Below are 19637 nucleotides of genomic sequence, written 5' to 3'. Positions count from 1 at the left end.
TGCCAGCATGACGCAACACAACGATAGCCGCGCGCTCATGGAGAGCGCGCTGAAGAAAATCAACCGGCTCAACGGTGACATCAAGGCACTGGACGACCGTGCGCACGAACCCATCGCCATTGTCGGCATTGGCTGTCGCTATCCGGGCGCCGATGAAGGCGTCGAGCAGTTCTGGCGCAATCTGTGCGACGGAGTGGACAGCGTGTCGCCGCTCACCGACCAGCGCTGGAACCAGCAGCGCTTCTTCGATCCACAGGCGCCACGGCCGGGTAAAACCTATTCGCCCAATGCCGGGCTGCTCGCCGATGTGCTGCGTTTCGACGCACAGCTCTTCGGCATCACGCCCCGTGAAGCCGAATGCATGGACCCGCAACAACGCACCCTGCTCGAAGTTACCTGGCAGGCCCTCGAAGATGCCGGCATGCCACCCGACAGAGTGCGCGGCGCGAATGCCGGGGTGTTTACCGGCATCATGAACAAAGACCATTCCGATTTGCTGGTGCGGCATTTGAGCCTCGATGAAATCGCGGCGCATATGAATGCCGGCAATCATGAAAGCGTGCACTCCGGTCGCGTGTCCTACACGTTCGACTTCAAGGGCCCGTGCCTCACCCTCAATACCGCCTGCTCGTCTTCGCTGGTCACGGTGCACCTGGCCTGTCAGAGCCTGCGCCTGGACGAGTGTGATTTCGCCCTGGCCGGTGGCTGCAATGTGATCCTCGCGCCGACCACCTCGGTGGCCCAGTCGCAGGCCATGATGCATTCGCCGCAAGGCCTGTGTAAGGCCTTCGACGCGTCGGCCAATGGATATGTACGCGCCGAAGGCTGTGGGGTGGTGGTACTCAAGCGCCTGTCTCGGGCGGTTGCGGACGGCGATCATATCTACGCCCTGATTCGTGGTTCGGCGGTCAATCAGGATGGCCTGAGCCAGGGCATCATGGCCCCGAACGGCCCCTCCCAGGTGCGGGTCATTCGCAGCGCCTTGGCGAATGCCCGGGTCAACCCCAAGGACGTCGGTTATGTCGAGGCTCACGGCACCGGCACCAAGCTCGGCGACCCCATCGAACTGCAATCCCTGGGCGCCGTCTATGGCCGTGCGGCGGGGCGTGACACCGCGCTGCGCGTCGGCTCCCTCAAGACCAATATCGGCCACAGCGAATCAGCGGCCGGGGTCGCGGGCATCATCAAGGTTGCCAAAGCCCTGCAGCAAGGCGAAATCCCGCCGCAGTTGCACTTCAATTGCGTGAACCCGTTTGTCGATCTCGATGAAGAGAACATCGCCATCTGCACCGACCGCCAGGCGTGGCCGCCCGGCACCAGCGCCTCTCGCCTGGCCGCGGTCAGCTCATTCGGCTTCAGCGGTACTAATGCGCACATCATCATGGAGTCGTACAGCCCGTTGCCGAGCACACCGTCCAGCGTGGAACAGCGGCCTCATCTGTTGTTCATCAGTGCTCGGGAAACGCTCGCGCTCGACACGTATGCATCGCGACTACTCGCATTCCTGGAAAGCAGCGATGAGCAGGCACTGACCGACATCTGCTACTCGCAAAACGGCGGGCGACGTCAGTTCGAACAGCGGATTGCCGTGAGCGGCAACAACCGCGCTGAGCTGATCCACATGTTGCGACACGCCCTGGATCGCCCACGCAGTGCCACGCAGCCGATAGAAGGGGCAGGCCAGGTCGGCTGGGTCATCGGCGTGCTCAGTGCTTCGGACCGGGAGCGCTATCACGCCTTGCGCCAGAGCAGCCTGGCGTTTCAATGCGCCTACACCGAATGCATCGAGACCATCGGACGAACCCTGGCGATCGACCTCGATGCCCCGGAGCTGAATCCGCAGGCACAGCGCTTGGCCGATGCGGCACTATTTTATGGTCACACCATAATGTGGCGCTCATTTGGCGTGCAGCCACGCTGGATCGTCGCCCACAGCACCATGCAGGGAATGGCCGCAGTGATTGCTGGCAACCTGTCCTTAGACAAGGCCCTGCAGCGCATTGCCGCCGCATCCGAGCAGGCCGACGCTTGTGCCTATGTGTATCGCCCCGGCCACGACCGCGCACTGCCCTACGCCGCACGCGGGTTGCTGGAACAGGCGCTCGAACGCGAGCCCGTACAGACCGTGATTGCCCTGGGATCACTCGACAGCTCACTGTGGGACCAACCGGATGGTGCACACGCCGCACAGCCTATCTGGACCACCATCGCGACCACGCTCGCCGGTTTGTACGAAGCCGGCGCACCGATCGTTCCGGCGGCCTGGGACACTCATGCGCAACGGCGCAAGCTGCCATTGCCCACCTATGTTTTCCAGGGCAGCCGTTATTGGCTCAAGCAACTGGATGCCTTGAACGACCACACGCTGGAGCGCAGTACCGCATCGCCCACCCCCGAAGCGTTGGCAGCACCGGCCGGCATGACCACCCGCGACTACATGAAGTACCTGATTCGGCACCTGGCCAAGATGGAAGACAAACCCTTGGATGAGGAAAGCCTGCTGATTGACGACATCGGTTTCGACTCACTGATGCTGGCAGAGCTGCGCACGCGCATCGAACGGGCATACCCCAACGCCGGCAAGGTGTCCCTGGAACTCTTGCACACCCAGAAACTCGGGTTGCTGCTGGACTTCGTTGAACAAAACGCCGGCACGGACACAGCGCAGCCGGCCATGCCGCAGGCCACCCATGAGCTGGACGTCGCGATCGGCTGGCTGACGCACTGGAACAGTTCGAGGTGCCACCGCGAGCCCCGGCGTATGGACAAGCGCCATGTGCATAAGTCCAGCGAAAGCAACGTACTGCTCGGCGACATGGCGGCCATTGACGATACCGGCTGGTACGCCGCCGAGCTGTTCCACGACGCGAACCACCCGTTCTTCTACGAGCACGCCCAGGATCACATTCCCGGGCTGTACCTGATTGAGGCCGCACGCCAATTCGGCATCGCCTGCACACACGTGTTCCAGGGTGTCCCCCGCGAGTTTCCGTTCGTGCTGGATGACATGCGTATTCGCTTCGACAGCTTTGCCGAGCATGACGCACCGGTTTACCTGCTGGCCCAGTACACCGACCTGATGTTCAAGAACGGGTACCTGCACCGCAGCCACAGCCACTGCCACATCGTTCAGAACGGCGTGGTACTGGGCACGATTGAAGGCCGCGGGCTGATTTTGCCACCCGCCGACTACCAGGCCGTTCGCGCGCTGGAAACCACCCATTAACGCATTCCCCGGAGGGATCATTTGTGCCTGATCAAACGCAAGGTAAACCCGTCGTCGCCGTCTTCGATTTTGACCGCACGCTCACCAACCGCCACACCTTCTGGCGTTTTCTGCGCCGGCTGATAGGCGGTCCACGCTTCACGCTGGTCGCCATCAGCCTCATCCCCACGGCCGTGCTCCTGGCACTCAGGATCATCCCCTTGATGGCCGCCCGTGAAGTGATGATTCGCCGCTGCATGACCGGCATCAGTGCCGAGCGCTACCGCGCCCTGGGTGTGCTGTTCGCACAGCAGGACATTCCTGGTTGGCTGAACCCCGAGGCGCTCGCTCGCCTGAAATGGCACCAGGCCCAAGGGCACCGCTGCCTGCTGGTGAGCAACTCGGCGGATGTGTACCTGGAACCTTGGGGTAAAGCGGCAGGCTTCGACGCCACCAGCGGTTCACGCTTCAAGGAACGTGACGGTCGGCTGACCGGAGAGCTGGATGGTCCGCACTGCCAGGCCGAGGAAAAAGTCATCCGCGTGCGGCAGATTCTCGGAAACCCCCAGGACTACGTGATTCATGCCTACGGCGACAGTGAGGGTGATCGCAACCTCCTGGAGATGGCCGAGTACCCCTATTACCGTTCGTTTGCACAGCCAGTTCAGTGACCAGGGAGGTCCGAAATGAGCCACACAGCCAATACTGCTACACCCGTATTGATCGTCGGCGCAGGCCCGGTAGGGTTACTGATGGGCTTGCAATTGCAGCGCTATGGCATCGCACATCGACTGATCGACAAGCGCCTGCAACGTCAGTCGTTCTCCAAAGCCTTCGCCATTCATTCGCGGTCTATGGAGGTGCTGGAAGACCTGGGCTTGCTGGAGCCGTTGCTGGCGCGTGCCGTGCGGGTCGAGCAGATGAATATCTACAGCAATCGCAAACGCTTGATTACCTATGACCTCGGTCAACTCGACGTGCCCTACCCCTTCACGGCCAGCATTCCCCAGAACAGCGTCGAGGACATCCTCGAGCAGCGTTACCTGGCCTTGGGTGGCCATGTAGAGCGCGGCCTGGAACTCTACAACCTGGTGCAACATGAACAGGCCGCGTACGCCACGCTGGTGGATCAGCACGGCCAGCAACAAGAACTGGAGTGCAGTTGGCTGGTGGGCTGCGATGGCGGCACGAGCCACGTCAGAAAGCTTGCGGGCATTGCCTTTGACGGCGGCGCTTACCCACGGCCGTACATCATTGCCGACGGCACGTTGTCGTGGCCCGGTGACAATCGCAGCGGGCATGTTTTCACCTCAGGCGATGGCTACATGATGCTGTTCCCTCTGCCCGACGGCAGGCACCGGGTGGTGATCGATTGTGAGGATGTGACCCTGACGACGGAAGACCTCAGCATCGAGCAGGTCAATGCCCGGTTGCATGAGCGCGGCTTCAACGACATCAGCCTGGCTGATCCGGTGTGGCTGTCGGTGACGACGTTTCAACACCGCCTCGCGGCGCAGTATCGCCTCGGCCGCGTATTTCTCGCTGGCGATGCCTGCCATGTGCATAGTCCGATTGGCGGGCAAGGGCTCAACACCGGGCTGCAGGACGCCTACAACTTGTCGTGGAAGATCGCCCATGTGCTCACGGCGCGTGCGCGCCCGGCCTTGCTGGACAGTTATCAAGTCGAGCGGCGCCCCGTCGCGCAGACAGTGTTGAAAAACACCAACCAGCAAATGCGCATGCTCAACCTGAAGAATCCGCTGCTGCGTTGGCTGCGCGACACTTTCGTCCCGCACCTGGCGACGACCCGGCGCTTTCAGGCGCGGATCATGAAACAGGCCACCGGCTTCCAGATCGACTACGCAACCGCCTCCACGGCACAGCACAGCAGCGGCCCTGCCACCGGCCAGCGCATGCCTGACGGCGTGATCGCCGGTACCGCCGCCGGCGGCCGGCGCGTATTCGACCTGCTCAAGGGCACTCATTTCTGCGCGCTGGTGTTCGAACCGCGCTCCGCCGCCAGCGCCTCACAGCTGGAACAACTGAGCCGGGCCCTGTGCGCCCAGATGCGTCATACGAACTTCCTGCAGGCGTACTTGCTGGGCGGTCCCACCACGGTAGCCCTGGCACCACCCCATGGTTTTACCTCGACGTATGCCATCGAGGATGCGTTGCGCGAGCAACTGGGCGTCGAGGATGGCGGGCTGTTTCTGGTTCGACCCGATGGTTACCTGGCTCTGCGCTGCGAGCTCTCGCAGGTTGAGCAATTGAAGGAGTACTTCCAGGAGTTCTATCCCTCGCCCGCCCATGCCGAACCGCGTGATGACATTCGCGCCACGCAACCGATCATCGGTTGATTGGCCCCTCTCATGCCCACACTTACGACTCAAACAAGGAACCGTGCTGTGACGTCCCTTTCCCTGCGCTACGCCAACTTCATATTGAGGCACAAGAAGGCCACCCTCGGGCTTCTGGTCCTGACCACCCTGTTTTTCTGCCTGCAGTTGCTGTCCCTACAAGTAAACCCGTCGCTGTTCTTGCTTGGCAAAGACTTCAAGGGCCGGGTCTTGATGGCCGAGGCGCGCAACCACTTCAGCGGTTCGGGTGAACAGATCCTGGTGGGCGTGGTGACCCAGCAGCCGTCTATTTTCAATCCGGACTCGCTGGCAACCATCAAGACGCTGACCCAGCAATTCTCCAAATTGACACTCATCGACGAGGACGACAGCGAACAACTCCAGGCCGCAGCCGTGGATGCACAAAGCAAAGGCCTGGTGGACCACATTCTGCTGGGAGGCTTGAATGCGCAAGACAAAGCCAGCCTGAAAGAGCTGTCGGCGTATCTGGCGACACTCCAGGATTGCCCGCAAAGCACCAAGGACTATGTGGCGGACCTTATCGTGCGGGTCGCCCCCGTGGTTAAGGTGCGCAGCCTCGCTGATGTCGAGAATATCGAGTTGGACGGCGACGCCCTGGATGTCCACGACCTGATGGTCGAGGTGCCTTCGGACCCGCAGGCACTGAACAAACTGTCGGAAGAAGTCTTCGGCAACACGATGTTCAGTAACTCACTGATCTCGCCCAAGGGCAAAGCCTCCATGATTCAAGTCGAACTGGCGGTGGACGAAGAGGACTCGCGCAATTTGCAGCGCGCGTATGTGGAGATCCTCAGGCAGGTCAATGAAATCGCCTCCGAAGACTCCTTCCATATCGGCGGCACCGCCACGTACTACGCGGCGATCACCGATATCGTCGAGAAGGACAACAACAAGTTCCTGCCCTTTGTCGTGCTGGTCATTTCGCTGTTGCTGTATATAAGTTTCCGTCGTTGGCAAGGCGTCTGGATACCGTTGCTGATCTCGATCCTTTCGCTGATCTGGACCATGGGCCTGGTGAGTTTGACCGGCTACAAGCTCAACATCATCACCAACATGATCCCAGTGTTTATCATCTCGATTGCGGTGGCGGACTCCATCCACTTCATCACCGCCTATTACGAGCGTGTGGTCGAGAGCGATTCGGAAACCGCCATTCGCGGCACGATGGACTACCTGTTGATCCCCATGGGCATCTGGTCGTTCACGACGTTTGTCGGCTTTATCGCCATGGCATTTACCAACCTGACATTCATCCAGGAATTCGGCATTTTCGTTGCCATCGGCGTGGCGTTTGCGTTTGTCATCACCGTCACCCTGCTGCCGGCGATGTTGCCGTACTTGAAGTTGCCCAAGCAACAGATCCGTCAAAGCAACGATAACGGTTTCATGCTGCTGGTGGATCGCTTCAGTAACCTGTCCAACCGCCTGTCTCGCAAAAGCCCCTGGCCTTTGTTGAGCCTGAGCCTGGTAATGCTGGTGGGCGCGACCTACATGAGCTTGCAGGTGCGGGTGGATAACGAAAATATCTCGTCGTTCTCCAAGTCGACGGCGGTGCGCCAGGACAACGACGTGCTCAACCAACACTTTGGCGGTACGGTGCCGGTGTCGATCTGGCTGAAATCCGACACCCCGGACATGGTCAAGCGTCCTGACTTTATCCAAGCCCTGCGTTTGATCGAACAACGGCTCAAGAGCCACACCCAAATCGGTTACACGATTTCACCCGTCGACTACTTGAACCGGATCAATGAAGTGATGGCCGACGACTCCGTCGCGCAACTGCCTCCCGGCGCATCGGAGGAGCTGATCTCGCAATACTTCCTGCTCTACGAGTTCGGCAACGGCAGCGAGATCAAGGACGTTGTGGACTACACCTACAGCAGCGCCCGCATCATCGGCATGGCCTATACCGACCGTGGTACGACCTGGGAAGCAATCATTGCCGATGTGCGTGACTACGCCACTACCGTGCTGCCCAAAGGTGTGACTCTGGAAGTGTTCGGCACCGGGGAACTTCAAGCTAGCAACATCCCCGAGATCGTCAAGAGCCAGGTCTACAGCTTTGTGTTCTCGTTCGTCCTGATTGCCTCGATGATGATTGCGATTTTCCGTTCGCTGAAATTCGGCATGGTCAGCATGGTCCCGATGATCTTTACGCTGACCTTCATTGGCGCACTGATGCATGCCTTCGATATTCCGATGGATATCGGCACCGCGATGATTTGCGGCATCTGTTTCGGGGTTGGCGTGGACTACACGATCCACTTCCTCACGGTCTACCTGAGCAATTCGAAAGAACCGGGAACCGACCATGAAGAGGTCCTGAGCAAAACCGTCAACGAAGTGGCGCGCCCGATCATGATCAACTCACTGTCGCTGGCGTGCGGCTTCGCCATCCTGTGCCTGTCGAACTATGCGGCCATCGTCAACCTGGGCCTGCTGACGGCCGTGTCTATGGTGGCCTGTGCCGTCTTCACGCTGATTCTGATCCCGGCCACCTTGAGGGTCGTGGTCACGTTCGTGCCCGTCACACATGCGCCAGGAACATTTGAGCCCACCCCCCAGTAACCCACGGGCGATGTTCATCGTATCAGCGGCTATCAGGACCTATTGATGAAGCAAACATTTGTATCTTTTACCGAGAAACCCTCATCGGGCCCGGTGTTGCTGTGCTTCGGACCGGCCGGGTGCGGTGCAAGCTTCTACCGGCGCTGGGCGAAACAGCTCGACTCGACCATCAAGGTACTGGCCATTCAACTGCCTGGTCGCGAGAGCCGTTACCGAGAGCAGCGGCCGACGGATTTTTCGGCGGTGGTGGAACACCTGGCCGACGCCATCCAGCAACATCTGCCTGGGGATTATTCCATCTTCGGTCATAGCCTGGGCGGCGCGCTGGGGTTTGCGGTCAGCCAGGCGCTGGAGCAGCGCCATGGCCGTCCGGCGAAAACCGTCATCATCTCGGCACGCACGGTACCGGATGAGACCCACCTGAGCGATATAGACCCAGAATCGTCCAACGCGCAGTTGACCGAGTTCCTGATGTCCCTGGGCTGCCTGCCGCCTCAACTGGCGGCCGACGCGCAAGCCATGGCGGTGTACCTGCCGATCATTCGCGATGACTTACGCTTGAACGTCAATGCACAGCGTCATGGGTTTGGCCAGATCAGCTCGCGGGTGGTGGCTCTCTCGGGCGAGTCGGACCTGTTGGCAACACCTGCGCAAATGCGGCGCTGGTCTGAACACACCCAGCGGGATTTCACCTTGCATACCTGCCAGGGCGGGCACTTTTTCATCCTCGAACAACAACCCGACATCGTCGGTTTGTTGAGCCGGATCGTCGATGGCCACGACCACCTCCCCGCGCAGCGCGCACTCACCGGACACGCCCATTGAACAACATGAAACGAACCGCCTGGGTCGCAGGCGCCAACGGCCAAGTGGGCAGTGAATGCGTCGCCTTGCTGTGCAACGACGCGCGATATGAGCGGGTGCTGGGGCTGGTACGACACCCGACGGCCTTTGCCCACCCGACCTACCAGGAAAAAGTCATCGACTTTGACAACTTGCCAGCTGCCACCGAATGGGGGCCGTGCGATGACCTCTACATAGCCCTGGGGCAATCGAGCAAGGACAAGGCGTTGTTCTTCAAAGTCGATTGCCAATACCCCGTCGAACTGGCGCTTCATGCCCAGCGTCATGGCGCCAAGCAGGTCGGTTATGTTTCGACCCTGGGCGCGAACCTGCACGCGCAAAACGACTATTTCCAAGTCAAGGCACAGGCAGAAACCGAACTCTGCCAGCTGGGGTTTGAAAGCTGTTGCTTCGTGCGCCCGTCAATGACGTACGGAAACAAGGATAACCGCCGCCCGCTTCAACGCCTGAGTCGCTATATCGACCACGGTTTGGGTTGGGCCTTCCTCGGCCCGTTGAAAAAATACCGCCCTGTGTCGGCCGTCTCGGTGGCCGCCAGCCTGATAGAAGCCTTGAACAGCCAGGTACTCGGTAACCGCCCCATAGAGTCCAATGAAATAAACCGCTGCGTCGCCTGAACAGTGTGCAGCCCCACTTTTTTGCCAAATGGAATGGTACTTCGATGAAAAAACTCAGCCTTATCGCATTGATCCTGAGCGCAGCAGCCTCCTCTGCCTTTGCCCAGACCTATACCGCCGAGCAGATCATGCTGCTCAACGAAGACTCCCGAAAAAGCCTGACAGAGACCAGCGACGTCTTTATTAAAATGACCGATGCCCAAGGCAACACGCGCGAACGCACGTTGAAGCTGAGGATTGACGACGGCGACAAAGCCGCGCGCAAATCCTACCTGGAGTTTGTAGAACCCAAAGATGTCAAAGGCACACGTGTGCTGGCCCTGGAGAAATCCAATGCCGACGAAGACCCGGACCGCTGGATCTACCTGCCGGCCTTACGCAAAGTACGGCGCATTGCCGGGGCCGACCAGACCCAAAGCTTCGTGGGAACCGACTTCACCTATGAAGACATGTCGATCACCGATGGCGTGGTAGGCGTCAAACATCACACCTACAAACTGCTAAAAGAAGAAACGATCAAGGACAACAGCGGCGTCGAGCGCAAATGCTGGGTCGTCGAGGCGATTCCCACCACCAAGAAGCAGATTGAGCAAGGCTTGTACGGCAAGCGGATCATTTGGGTCGAACAGCAGTACTACACTGCGATCCAGGAACATTATTACAATAAGGCGGGCGAGTTCTTCAAAGTCCGCACCAGCTCGGACATCCGCCAATTCCCTGCGGCAGGCGGCACCCTCGAGTGGCGACCTAATCTCTTCTCGATGAAAAATCTCGAAACCGGGCACAGCACTCAGGTTCGCTTCGAACAGGTCCTGGATCAGCCGATTGACGCGAAGATATTCACCCGGCGCTTCATGGAAATCGGCCTGTAACCCTCGGGCCTGCATCAGGTTCGTAACCCACAGCGCCGTGTCGGTCCAGAAACAGGTTTGCGCCTGTTTCAGTCTCAAAACGCCCGATGCACCGCATCGGGCGTTTTGTACTTCTGGGATAAGTGCGGCCGCTCCCCGTTGTCGGTCGCGTACTACCGCCTGGGCTATGAGCAGCGCAATCGCCGAGGCCCATACCTTTTTCACCACCCGCGAAGCCCTGCTCGAAAGTCTCAGCCTATCGGCCACCCGGTGCGACAAGAACGCCGACAGCGCTGTATCCGAAGAGGAAGTGTATCTGCTGTTGGGCACCCATCCTGGCCGGCAATGGAGTATTTGGCTGACCCAGCGCATGCGCGATTACCTGAAGGCCAAGCAGCTCAACCTGATCTACGTCACCAGCGGCGACGAGGCCAAGGTGGTGCGCTTGTACAACGCCACCCCGTTCGCCTAGACAAGAGCGATCTGAATTCGGGCTGGCTGGGCCTGGAGATGGATGACCGGGAAGTGTCCAATACCTTAAGCGATCACAGCGCGGGGGAGTTCACCATGTTTAACTCCCAGGGATGGTTTCACTTCGCCGGTAGATCTTCGTCTTTCGACGAACCGGTATCAGCCAAGTGTGTCTGGCTTTTCAAAGACCTGAAAGGACTGGCTCTTACAATCCGACGCGTTCACTTGCATCAATACCCAGTTTTAATATTGCCACTGCCCAGCAAAATCCGTAGTGACACCCGCCACGGGCACCGACGGCACAAGGTAAAGTAGGTAAAAAACCATCCAGAACCGAGGTGTGCAGTGGCGTCCTATTCCTTGCGTCAGTTGAAGTACTTCGTCACCACCGTCGAATGTGGCAGTGTCGCTGAAGCGTCGCGCAAGCTGTACATCGCGCAGCCATCGATCGCCACGGCGGTCAAGGGCCTGGAAGACTCTTTCGGTGTGCAATTGCTTATCCGCCATCACGCCCAGGGCGTTTCGTTGACCCCTGCAGGTGCGCGTTTCTATCGCAAGGCGCAGGAACTGCTGCGCATGGCCCGGGAGTTCGAGCAGAACGCCCTGGCCGACAACGATGTGGTCAGTGGGCAGATCGATATCGGTTGCTTCGAGACGGTCGCCCCGCTCTACCTGCCGCGGCTGATCGCCGGTTTTCGCCAACGGTTCCCTGGCGTGGAAATTCGCTTGCAAGACGGCGAGCAACAGGAGCTGGTGCAAGGGTTGACCGGGGGGCGTTTTGATCTGGCGATTTTCTATCAGCACGATCTGGACAGCACCATCGAGACGGAAGCATTGATGGCGCCACAACGGCCCTACGCGTTGTTGCCGGCAAGTCATCGGTTTGCTGGTCAGGCCGAAGTGTCATTGCGCGACCTGGCGCTGGAGCCCATGATTCTGCTGGACGTACAACCCAGCCGCACCTATTTCGTAAGCATCTTCGAGGAACTGGGCCTGACGCCGAACATTGTGTTCAGCTCCCCCTCCATCGAGATGGTGCGCGGCATGGTGGGCCAGGAATTCGGTTTTGCGGTGCTGGTCACCCGACCGCATTCAACATGCACCTACGATGGGCAGCAAGTGGTGTGCGTCAACATCGCCGAAGATGTGACCGGTTCGGCGCTGGTGGCGGGCTGGCTCAAGCGTACGCACCTGACCAAGCCGGCGCAGTTGTTCGTGGATTACTGCAAGGAGCAATTTACCCAATGGCTGGTATGAATGCGGCACCAGAACCACACCGGGCGTCGCAGCTGTCAAGCCTGGCCAACGCTCGGCAGCTGCGACACCCGGTGTGGTGCTCTGTTTAGTCAGCGAGCAGCCCAGGCATTGAAGCGCTGTTCCAGCTCCTCGCCATGGTCAACCCAGAACTCGGCATCCACCGCCCGCCCCTGAGCCAGGTTGGCCTCGGCGGTGGGCAGTTGATCGCGCACGGTAGCCGGCAGCAACGCCAGGGTCTGGCGATGCACGGGGCCGTAAGGGATGTTTTGCGAGAACACTTTCTGGGTTTGCGGCTGGCTGGCAAAGGCAATGAACTTCTCGGCCAGGGCCTTGTTTGGCGTGCCTTTGACCACGGCCCAGTATTCGGGGTCGTACAGGCTTTGCGGCCATACGATACTCAGTTTCACCCCTTCCTTCTGCGCCGATGCGATGCGCCCGTTGTAGGCGGCACTCATCACCACATCCCCTGCCACCAGCCACTGCGCTGGCTGGGCACCCGCCTCCCACCACTGGATGTTCGGCTTGATCTGGTCAAGCTTGGCGAATGCTCGCGACACCCCTTGCGGCGTGCTCAACACCTTATATAAGTCCTCAGGCGTGACGCCGTCGGCCAGCAAGGCAATTTCCAGGGTGTACTTGGCACCCTTGCGCAGACCACGCTTGCCCGGGTACTCGGCAACATTCCAGACGTCAGCCCAGGATTTTGGCGCGCGGCTCAGCTTGCTCTGGTCATAAGCCAGCACCATCGACCAGACATAAGTAGCCACGCCGCACTCGGTGAGGGTTCCCGGCACAAAATCAGCCGAATCACCCATGGCCGTCAGGTCGAGCTTTTCGAACAGCCCCTCCTCACAACCGCGCAACAGCTCGGGGCTTTCCACTTCGACCACGTCCCAGCTGGTGTGTCCGGCCAACACCATGGCCTTGATCTTCGAGAGTTCGCCGTTGTATTCGCCGGCCACAATGCTTCCCGCACCGCTGGCGTTAAAGGGTTGAAAGTAGGCCTTGTCCTGGGCCTGCTTGGTGGCGCCGCCGAAGGAAATCACGGTCAGGCTTTGTGGCGCGGCCAGCACGCTGGTACTCAGCAACGCCAGGGCACACGCAATAGTGCAACGCAAGGATCTGGACATGAAGCGTTCCTCGAAAAGCCGGCTCGCCCGCACGAGCCGGCGACGGGACTCAGAGGCGACCGTAAGCGCGGGCGGTGCGATCTACAGCAATACGGGTCTTGTCGACCAGTTCATTGATGTCGGCATGGCTGGCCACCAGCGCCGGCGCCATGATCATCCGGCCCAGGGTCGAGCGGATGATCAGGCCTTCCTCGAAGCCAAAGGTGCGGCATTGCCACGCCATCTCGTTTTCATTGGCAAAGCGCTTGCGGCTGTCCTTGTCTTCGGCAAATTGCAGCGCCGCCACCATCCCGGCGCCCTGGATTTCGCCGATCAGCGGGTGAGCGCCGAAAACTTCGCGCAGGCAACCCTGCAGATACGGGCCGGTGTCGCTCTTGACCTGGGCGACAATGCCTTCATCGCGCAAAGCCTTGAGGTTGGCGATCGCCACCGCCGCCGCAACCGGGTGCCCGGAATAGGTCAGGCCATGGGCGAACACCCCGCCCTGCTCCACCAATACCTCTGCCATGCGCTTGGACAGGATCAGCCCACCCATAGGGATGTAGCCGCTGGTCAGGCCCTTGGCGATGGACAAGGTGTCAGGCTCGAAACCGAAGTATTCGTGGGCGAACCATTCACCGGTACGCCCGAAACCACCGATAACTTCATCGGCACACAACAGCACGTCGTACTGGCGGCAGATACGCTGGATTTGCGGCCAGTAGCTCTCTGGCGGAAAAATCATGCCGCCAGCGCCCTGGAACGGTTCGGCCACGAACGCCGCGACATTCTCGGCGCCCAGCTCCAGAATTTTCTCCTCCAGTTGCCGGGCGGCGCGCAGCCCGAATTCGGCGGGCGTCAGGTCGCCTTCGTGGGCGAACCAGTACGGCTCATCGATATGCGCCACATCCGGGATCACTCCGCCCATTTCATGCATGAACTTCATGCCGCCAAGGGCCGAGGCGCCCAGGGTCGAGCCGTGGTAGCCATTCCAGCGACCGATCATGATTTTCTTCTGCGGTTTACCGAGGATCTGCCAGTAACGACGCACCGTGCGGATCAATACTTCATTGGCCTCGGAGCCGGAGTTGGTATAGATGGCGTGGCTGTAGTGGTCCGGCAGCAGGCTGAATAGCAGTTCCGAAAGCTCCACCACCGCCGGATGGGTGGTGTGGAAGAACATGTTGTAGTACGGCAGTTGTTCCAGTTGGCGGCTGGCCGCGGCGGCCAGGTCCTGGCGGCCATATCCCAGATTGGTACACCACAGGCCGGACATGCCGTCCAGGTAACGCTTGCCATCGTTATCCCACAACGCCAGGCCTTCGCCGCGAACGATCACCCGAGGCCCTTCGGCGTTGAGAGCCTTCTGGTCGAGAAACGCATGGATATGGTGCGCCGCGTCCAGCGCCTGATATTCGCGGGTGCTGCGGGTTGCGTTGAGTGAGGCTTTCATTGCAGGTCTCCTTGCTTATTGATCTTGTCGCAATGGGTGCCCGATACAGCCGCCAGCGGCTCGGGCTTGAACAGAGGTTTGCGCATGACACACTTGACCCACACCACCGCGATCAGCGAAACAATGCCCAGCACCACGCCGGCACTGGCAAAGATCGGAACAGTCATGTCGGGGCTTGGGGATACATGCCAGATCGCAAAGAGCATGCCGGCGATGCCAAACAGCTGCGGCAACGGGTAGAACGGCGTACGAAATGGCCGATGCACATCGGGATAACGCCGGCGCAAAGCGATCACATTAATGTGGGTGATGATGTAGGCCAGCAGCCAGGCCAGCGCCGCAGCCAATAACAGCAGATTGATCGCGCCGGGGTTGTCATGCATCAGCAGCAACGGCAGGCCGGTCACCGCCGCGACGAACAACACCGCAACCCAAGGCGCACCGCTGCGCTTGCCCTGCAGTTTGAATACCCCAAACGCCTGGCCGTTACGGGCCATGCCCAGCAACATGCGCGGGATGGCCGCCAGTGAGCTGTTCAGCGTACTGCAGGTCGCAGTGATCGCCGCCGTCACCAGAAACACCTGCCCCGCTTCGCCGAACACTGTGGTGGCGAACAGATAATGCGGCAAGCCGTTGCTGGCCAGTTCCGCCTGCGGAACCGTCAGCAAGGCGCCCAGGCAGTACAGGCAAATGATCACGAAGATCACCGTCAGGCCGATCATCATCGAGGCCGGGATGTTGCGCTCCGGACGCTGGGTTTCCTCCACCAGTGGGCAAACGAACTCCGCGCCGACAAAGCCCCAGACAGCCATCGCAGCCAGGGCGATCACCCCCAGGCCCATCGGGTTCCAACCGGAAGCCGCCACCAGGGTCGAGACGCTGCTGGCGCCCTCGCTGGTCAACGCTCCCAGGCCCATCACCAGCAACATCACCGTCATCACCAGCGCCAGCACCGTCTGCAGGCGCGAAAAAATGTCGATGTTGAACAGGTTGAGTACGGTGAACAGGCACAGCACGCCCAGCGCGACGCTCAATGGCGGCATCGAGTGGGGGTAGACCTTGTCGATGATGAACTCCATCAGCAGCAGTTCCGCCGACAGGGCGAACATCGCCACCACCACATACCCGGAGAACGTCGCCAGGATAGCCGGGAACTGGCCGATGGCGACTTCGGTGTAGCTGCTCAGGCTACCGGCGCGCGGGATCATCAACGCCAGTTCGGAAAATGAACAGGCGTAACTGAGTGCCAACAGCCACGCCAGGGCCAGCGGTATGACAAAGCCCATGCCGGCGATCCCGACGCCCTGCAGCATCAGCACCATGACGCCCTGGGACACCACCAGGCCGACGGCCACCGCCAACAGGGCGCTCAGGCCCAGGCGTCGGCGCGAGCCCACCGGGGCAGGAGTAACGTTTTGCAGCGGCACGCTTGAGGAACTGTCCATCGGTTGCTCCGTTTTCTTGTTTTAAGGGAGAACAAATCGATTACGGGTGAAGCCTGTGGGATAGCCGTCAGCTACGCAGCTGGATCCAGGTGGTTTTCAATTGGGTGTATTTATCGAATGCATGCAGTGACAGATCGCGACCGAACCCCGACTGTTTGCCCCCGCCAAAGGGCACCGTAACGTCCAGCGCGTCCACGGTATTCACCGACACCGTGCCCGCGTTGAGGCGTCGCGCCACGCGGTGGGCGCGGTTCAGGTCATCGGTCCACAGCGATGCAGCCAGGCCGTAGATATGCTCATTGGCCATGGCGATCGCCTGTTCCTCGTCATCGAACACGCTGACCGCCAGAACCGGCCCGAACACTTCTTCGCGCGCCAACTGCATCCCTGCATGCACCTGGGTGAAAATCGTCGGTTCGATAAAGTTGCTCGACCCATCGATGCGCAACTGCCGACCACCGCAAGCCAGGCTCGCGCCTTCAGCCTCGGCCTGTTGGATGTAGCCCATGATTCGCGCGGTCTGTCGGGCATCGACAATCGCCCCGGCGCGGCTCGACGGATCCAGTGGATTACCCGGCTGCCACAGGCGCGCCTGGGCGATCAGGCGCTCGACGAATTCATCGTGAATCGAGCGCTGCACCAGCAACCGCGAGTTGGCCGAGCACACTTCGCCCTGGTTGAAGAAGATCCCGAACGCGGCTTTTTGCGCCGCCAGGTCCAGGTCCTGGCAATCGGCAAACACCAGGTTCGGGCTCTTGCCGCCGCACTCCAGCCAAACCTGCTTGAGATTCGATTGCGCTGCGTATTGCATAAAGTACTTGCCGACTTGGGTCGAGCCGGTGAACACCAGTGAGTCGACATCCGGGTGCAAGCCCAGCGCCCGCCCCGCCTGCTCTCCCCGCCCCGGTACGACATTCAGCACGCCCGGCGGCAACCCCGCTTCCAGGGCCAGTTCGGCCAGGCGCAGGGCAGAAAACGGTGACTGCTCGGCAGGCTTGAGCACCACGCTGTTGCCGGCGGCCAGCGCCGGGGCGAGTTTCCAGGCGGCCATGTCCAAGGGGAAATTCCAGGGCACCACCGCTGCGATCACTCCCAGTGGAACCCGGGTAATCGTGGCCAGGACATTGGCGGCCGAGGGCGCGACCTGATCGTAGAGTTTGTCCAGGCTTTCGCCGTACCAGGCGAACACATGGGCAGCGCCCGGCACATCGATGTTCCAGGCATCCATTACCGGCTTGCCCATGCTCAGGGAGTCCAGCAGCGCCAGTTCCTCACGGTGCTCCAGCATCAATTGCGACAGGCGCAACAGCACGGCCTTGCGCTCGATGGGTGCCATGCGCGCCCAAGGGCCTTGTTCGAAAGCCTTGCGGGCACTGGCCACGGCAAGGTCGACTTCCCGGTCGCCGCAGGCCGCTACATGTGCCAGGCATTTGCCGGTGGCCGGGTTGATCACTTCCAGTCGCGTGCCGTCGGCTGCCTGGCGAGGCTCTCCGTCGATCAACGCGCTGTCGCGCAGGCGCAACTGTGCCGCTCGGGTTTTCCACTGATTGAAATCGTTCACTGCAAGTTCCTTGGGTCAGAGGTCGCTGGGTTCACTGAGGTAAATCGCCAGGCGATCCATCAAGCGGTCGCACGCCGCCATTTGTTCAACGCCCACGTATTCATCGGGTTTGTGCCCCTGGTCCATGCTGCCGGGGCCACAGACCACCGTCGGTACGCCGGCCTGATGAAACAGGCCACCTTCGGTACCAAACGCCACGGTGCCGAACGCATCACTGCCGCATAGCCGGGCAATCAGACGCGCGGCGTCGCTGTCGGGCGCGGTTGCGAGGCCCGGATAGGCCGACAGCGGCTCAAAATCAATCGCCGTGTCGGCTTGCACCGCACGCATGCCCGGCAGCAGCGTCTGCTCGGCGTAGTCCTGCAATTGCTCGACGACGTTTTGCGCGGTGAAATCCGGCAAGGCCCGCACCTCGAAATCGAAACGGCAATCGGCGGGCACGATATTCAGCGCCGTACCGCCCGTAATCACCCCCACCTGCACCGTCGAATACGCGGGATCAAAGCGCGGGTCATGTCGCGATGGGGCCGCCAGGTCTGCACCGATCTCGGCGAGGCGACCGATCAAGCGGGCCGCCTGTTCGATGGCATTCACCCCATAAGGCGCGTAAGCCGAATGGCAGGCCGCGCCTTTGACATGGCAGCGCATCGCCAATTTGCCCTTATGACCTAGCACCGGTTGCAGCAGGGTCGGTTCACCAATCAGGCACAGTGCTGGTTGGGGAATGCGCTGGGGCAGCAACGCCAACAGACTGCGTACGCCCAGGCAGCCGACTTCTTCGTCATAGGAAAACGCCAGGTGTACCGGCCGGCGCAGCGGGCTGGCGAGGAATATCGGCACGGCGGCCAACACCGAAGCCAGGTAGCCCTTCATGTCTGCAGTGCCGCGCCCGAACAATTTGCCCTGTGCCTCACTCAGGCAAAACGGTTCGACCGTCCAGGCCTGTCCATCCACCGGCACCACATCGGTATGCCCCGACAACACCACGCCGCCGGCTACCTGCGGGCCGATGCTCGCCAGCAGGTTGGCCTTGGTCCGCTCAGGGTTGTAGATCAATTCGCAATCCACACCCAGGCCTTGCAAATAGTCACGCACGAACTCGATCAGCGATAGATTCGAGTCGCGACTGACCGTGGCGAAACTCACCAGCCTGGCCAGCAGTGCGCGGCTGCGCAATTCACTCATCGCCCGGTACTCCATAGCGAGGCGCCAGGGTCGGGTTCAAGGCACGGGTCAGGTAATCCTGCAGTTGCGGTTCGTAGGCAAGCCACAGCTCCTGCAGTTGGCCAATCGGGTTTTGCTCAGCCCAGTCCACCCGCAGATCGACAATCGGCCACGTCAGGTCATCGACTACCGACAGCGCCGCCGAATGGACCGCCCCGGCTTCACCGCCGGCGCCCTGCCCGGCCTGCAGCGCGCTCAGCAGGCGCGCTGCAAGGCAACCTTCGCTGCGCTCGAAGGCCCCGACCATCGCGGTGATCACCCCGACATCGGCCAATAGATTGCCGGCCGCCACGCACTGCTCACCGGCCAGCGCGTGGTGACTGCCCAGGGCCTGGCTGCCGCTGAAAACAGCGGTGTGGCCCTGCGCATCCACCACTGCCACCTGGCGATACTGGCTATAGCCGTTGCGTGCCAGGGCGCGATCCATGGCTGTTTGTGCGGCGAGCCCGCCGGCCAGTTCGTCGAGGATCTGTGGGCCAAGGGCCGGCAGCGTGATGTTCTGGCTGGCTACAGCGCCGACACCGGCCCGTAGCCAGGGGCAGCGGGCACCCACGGCAATGCTTGAGGAGCTGATTGCTATGCCCAACTGGCCGGTTTCGGCGCAGCGTCCGACAATTGAAAATGTCATGACCAG

The 19637-nt window shown here is 60.8% G+C and carries 14 protein-coding genes and 1 pseudogene; 9 read left to right on the top strand and 6 right to left on the bottom strand.

The genetic code is table 11. From position 1 onward, the window contains the following. Positions 1 to 7 precede the first annotated feature (7 nt). From OQ460_RS11490 to OQ460_RS11450, 9 genes and pseudogenes are all read left to right on the top strand, one after another. On the top strand, positions 8 to 3226 hold the full coding sequence (locus OQ460_RS11490; RefSeq protein ID WP_410017616.1) for a beta-ketoacyl synthase N-terminal-like domain-containing protein: 3219 nt from the start codon (positions 8 to 10) through the stop codon (positions 3224 to 3226). A gap of 23 nt (positions 3227 to 3249) precedes the next feature. Then, complete coding sequence (locus tag OQ460_RS11485; protein WP_410017615.1) at positions 3250 to 3876, top strand: HAD family hydrolase; 627 nt, start codon at positions 3250 to 3252, stop codon at positions 3874 to 3876. Positions 3877 to 3891: 15 nt separating this feature from the next. Further along, the gene (locus OQ460_RS11480; protein ID WP_410017614.1) at positions 3892 to 5562 is read left to right on the top strand and encodes an FAD-dependent monooxygenase; all 1671 of its coding nucleotides are present in this window, start codon (positions 3892 to 3894) and stop codon (positions 5560 to 5562) included. 48 nt (positions 5563 to 5610) lie between these two features. After that, positions 5611 to 8151 (top strand): efflux RND transporter permease subunit, encoded by a 2541-nt coding sequence (locus OQ460_RS11475; RefSeq protein ID WP_410017613.1) that lies wholly within the window; start codon positions 5611 to 5613, stop codon positions 8149 to 8151. Between the two features lie 45 nt (positions 8152 to 8196). Then, positions 8197 to 8976 carry a thioesterase II family protein gene (locus OQ460_RS11470; RefSeq protein WP_410017612.1) on the top strand — a complete coding sequence of 260 codons (780 nt, stop codon included), beginning with the start codon at positions 8197 to 8199 and terminating at the stop codon, positions 8974 to 8976. Positions 8977 to 8981: 5 nt separating this feature from the next. After that, positions 8982 to 9632: an NAD(P)H-binding protein gene (locus OQ460_RS11465; protein ID WP_410017611.1), complete on the top strand. Its 651-nt coding sequence runs from the start codon at positions 8982 to 8984 to the stop codon at positions 9630 to 9632. 44 nt (positions 9633 to 9676) lie between these two features. Beyond that, a complete protein-coding gene (locus tag OQ460_RS11460; protein ID WP_410017610.1) occupies positions 9677 to 10504 on the top strand; it encodes an outer membrane lipoprotein-sorting protein in 828 nt (275 codons plus the stop codon). Between the two features lie 166 nt (positions 10505 to 10670). Continuing rightward, positions 10671 to 11068, top strand: a pseudogene (locus OQ460_RS11455) (hybrid sensor histidine kinase/response regulator); the annotation flags it as partial. A gap of 231 nt (positions 11069 to 11299) precedes the next feature. Continuing rightward, positions 11300 to 12211, top strand: a complete 912-nt coding sequence (locus OQ460_RS11450; RefSeq protein WP_410017609.1) for a LysR family transcriptional regulator — start codon at positions 11300 to 11302, stop codon at positions 12209 to 12211. An 89-nt stretch (positions 12212 to 12300) separates the two neighbouring features. Here the strand turns inward: OQ460_RS11450 and OQ460_RS11445 are convergent, their stop codons facing one another. From OQ460_RS11445 to OQ460_RS11420, 6 genes are all read right to left on the bottom strand, one after another. After that, a complete protein-coding gene (locus tag OQ460_RS11445) occupies positions 12301 to 13341 on the bottom strand; it encodes an ABC transporter substrate-binding protein (protein WP_410017608.1) in 1041 nt (346 codons plus the stop codon). Positions 13342 to 13390: 49 nt separating this feature from the next. Further along, the gene (locus OQ460_RS11440) at positions 13391 to 14773 is read right to left on the bottom strand and encodes an aspartate aminotransferase family protein (RefSeq protein ID WP_410017607.1); all 1383 of its coding nucleotides are present in this window, start codon (positions 14771 to 14773) and stop codon (positions 13391 to 13393) included. Next, on the bottom strand, positions 14770 to 16218 hold the full coding sequence (locus OQ460_RS11435; protein WP_410017606.1) for an APC family permease: 1449 nt from the start codon (positions 16216 to 16218) through the stop codon (positions 14770 to 14772). The genes OQ460_RS11440 and OQ460_RS11435 overlap by 4 nt, the downstream gene beginning before the upstream one ends. Before the next feature lie 67 nt (positions 16219 to 16285). After that, positions 16286 to 17779, bottom strand: coding sequence for an aldehyde dehydrogenase (locus tag OQ460_RS11430; protein WP_410017605.1), 1494 nt, complete (start codon positions 17777 to 17779; stop codon positions 16286 to 16288). A 15-nt stretch (positions 17780 to 17794) separates the two neighbouring features. Continuing rightward, complete coding sequence (gene argE, locus OQ460_RS11425; RefSeq protein ID WP_410017604.1) at positions 17795 to 18964, bottom strand: acetylornithine deacetylase; 1170 nt, start codon at positions 18962 to 18964, stop codon at positions 17795 to 17797. Beyond that, positions 18957 to 19631: a DUF1028 domain-containing protein gene (locus OQ460_RS11420; RefSeq protein WP_410017603.1), complete on the bottom strand. Its 675-nt coding sequence runs from the start codon at positions 19629 to 19631 to the stop codon at positions 18957 to 18959. The genes argE and OQ460_RS11420 overlap by 8 nt, the downstream gene beginning before the upstream one ends. Between the last annotated feature and the right edge of the window lie 6 nt (positions 19632 to 19637).

The sequence above is a fragment of the Pseudomonas imrae genome, assembly GCF_046352735.2.
GTDB lineage: Bacteria > Pseudomonadota > Gammaproteobacteria > Pseudomonadales > Pseudomonadaceae > Aquipseudomonas > Aquipseudomonas imrae.
The sequence above is the reverse complement of the archived record's forward strand: the minus strand, read 5'-3'. Positions and strand labels throughout refer to the sequence as shown.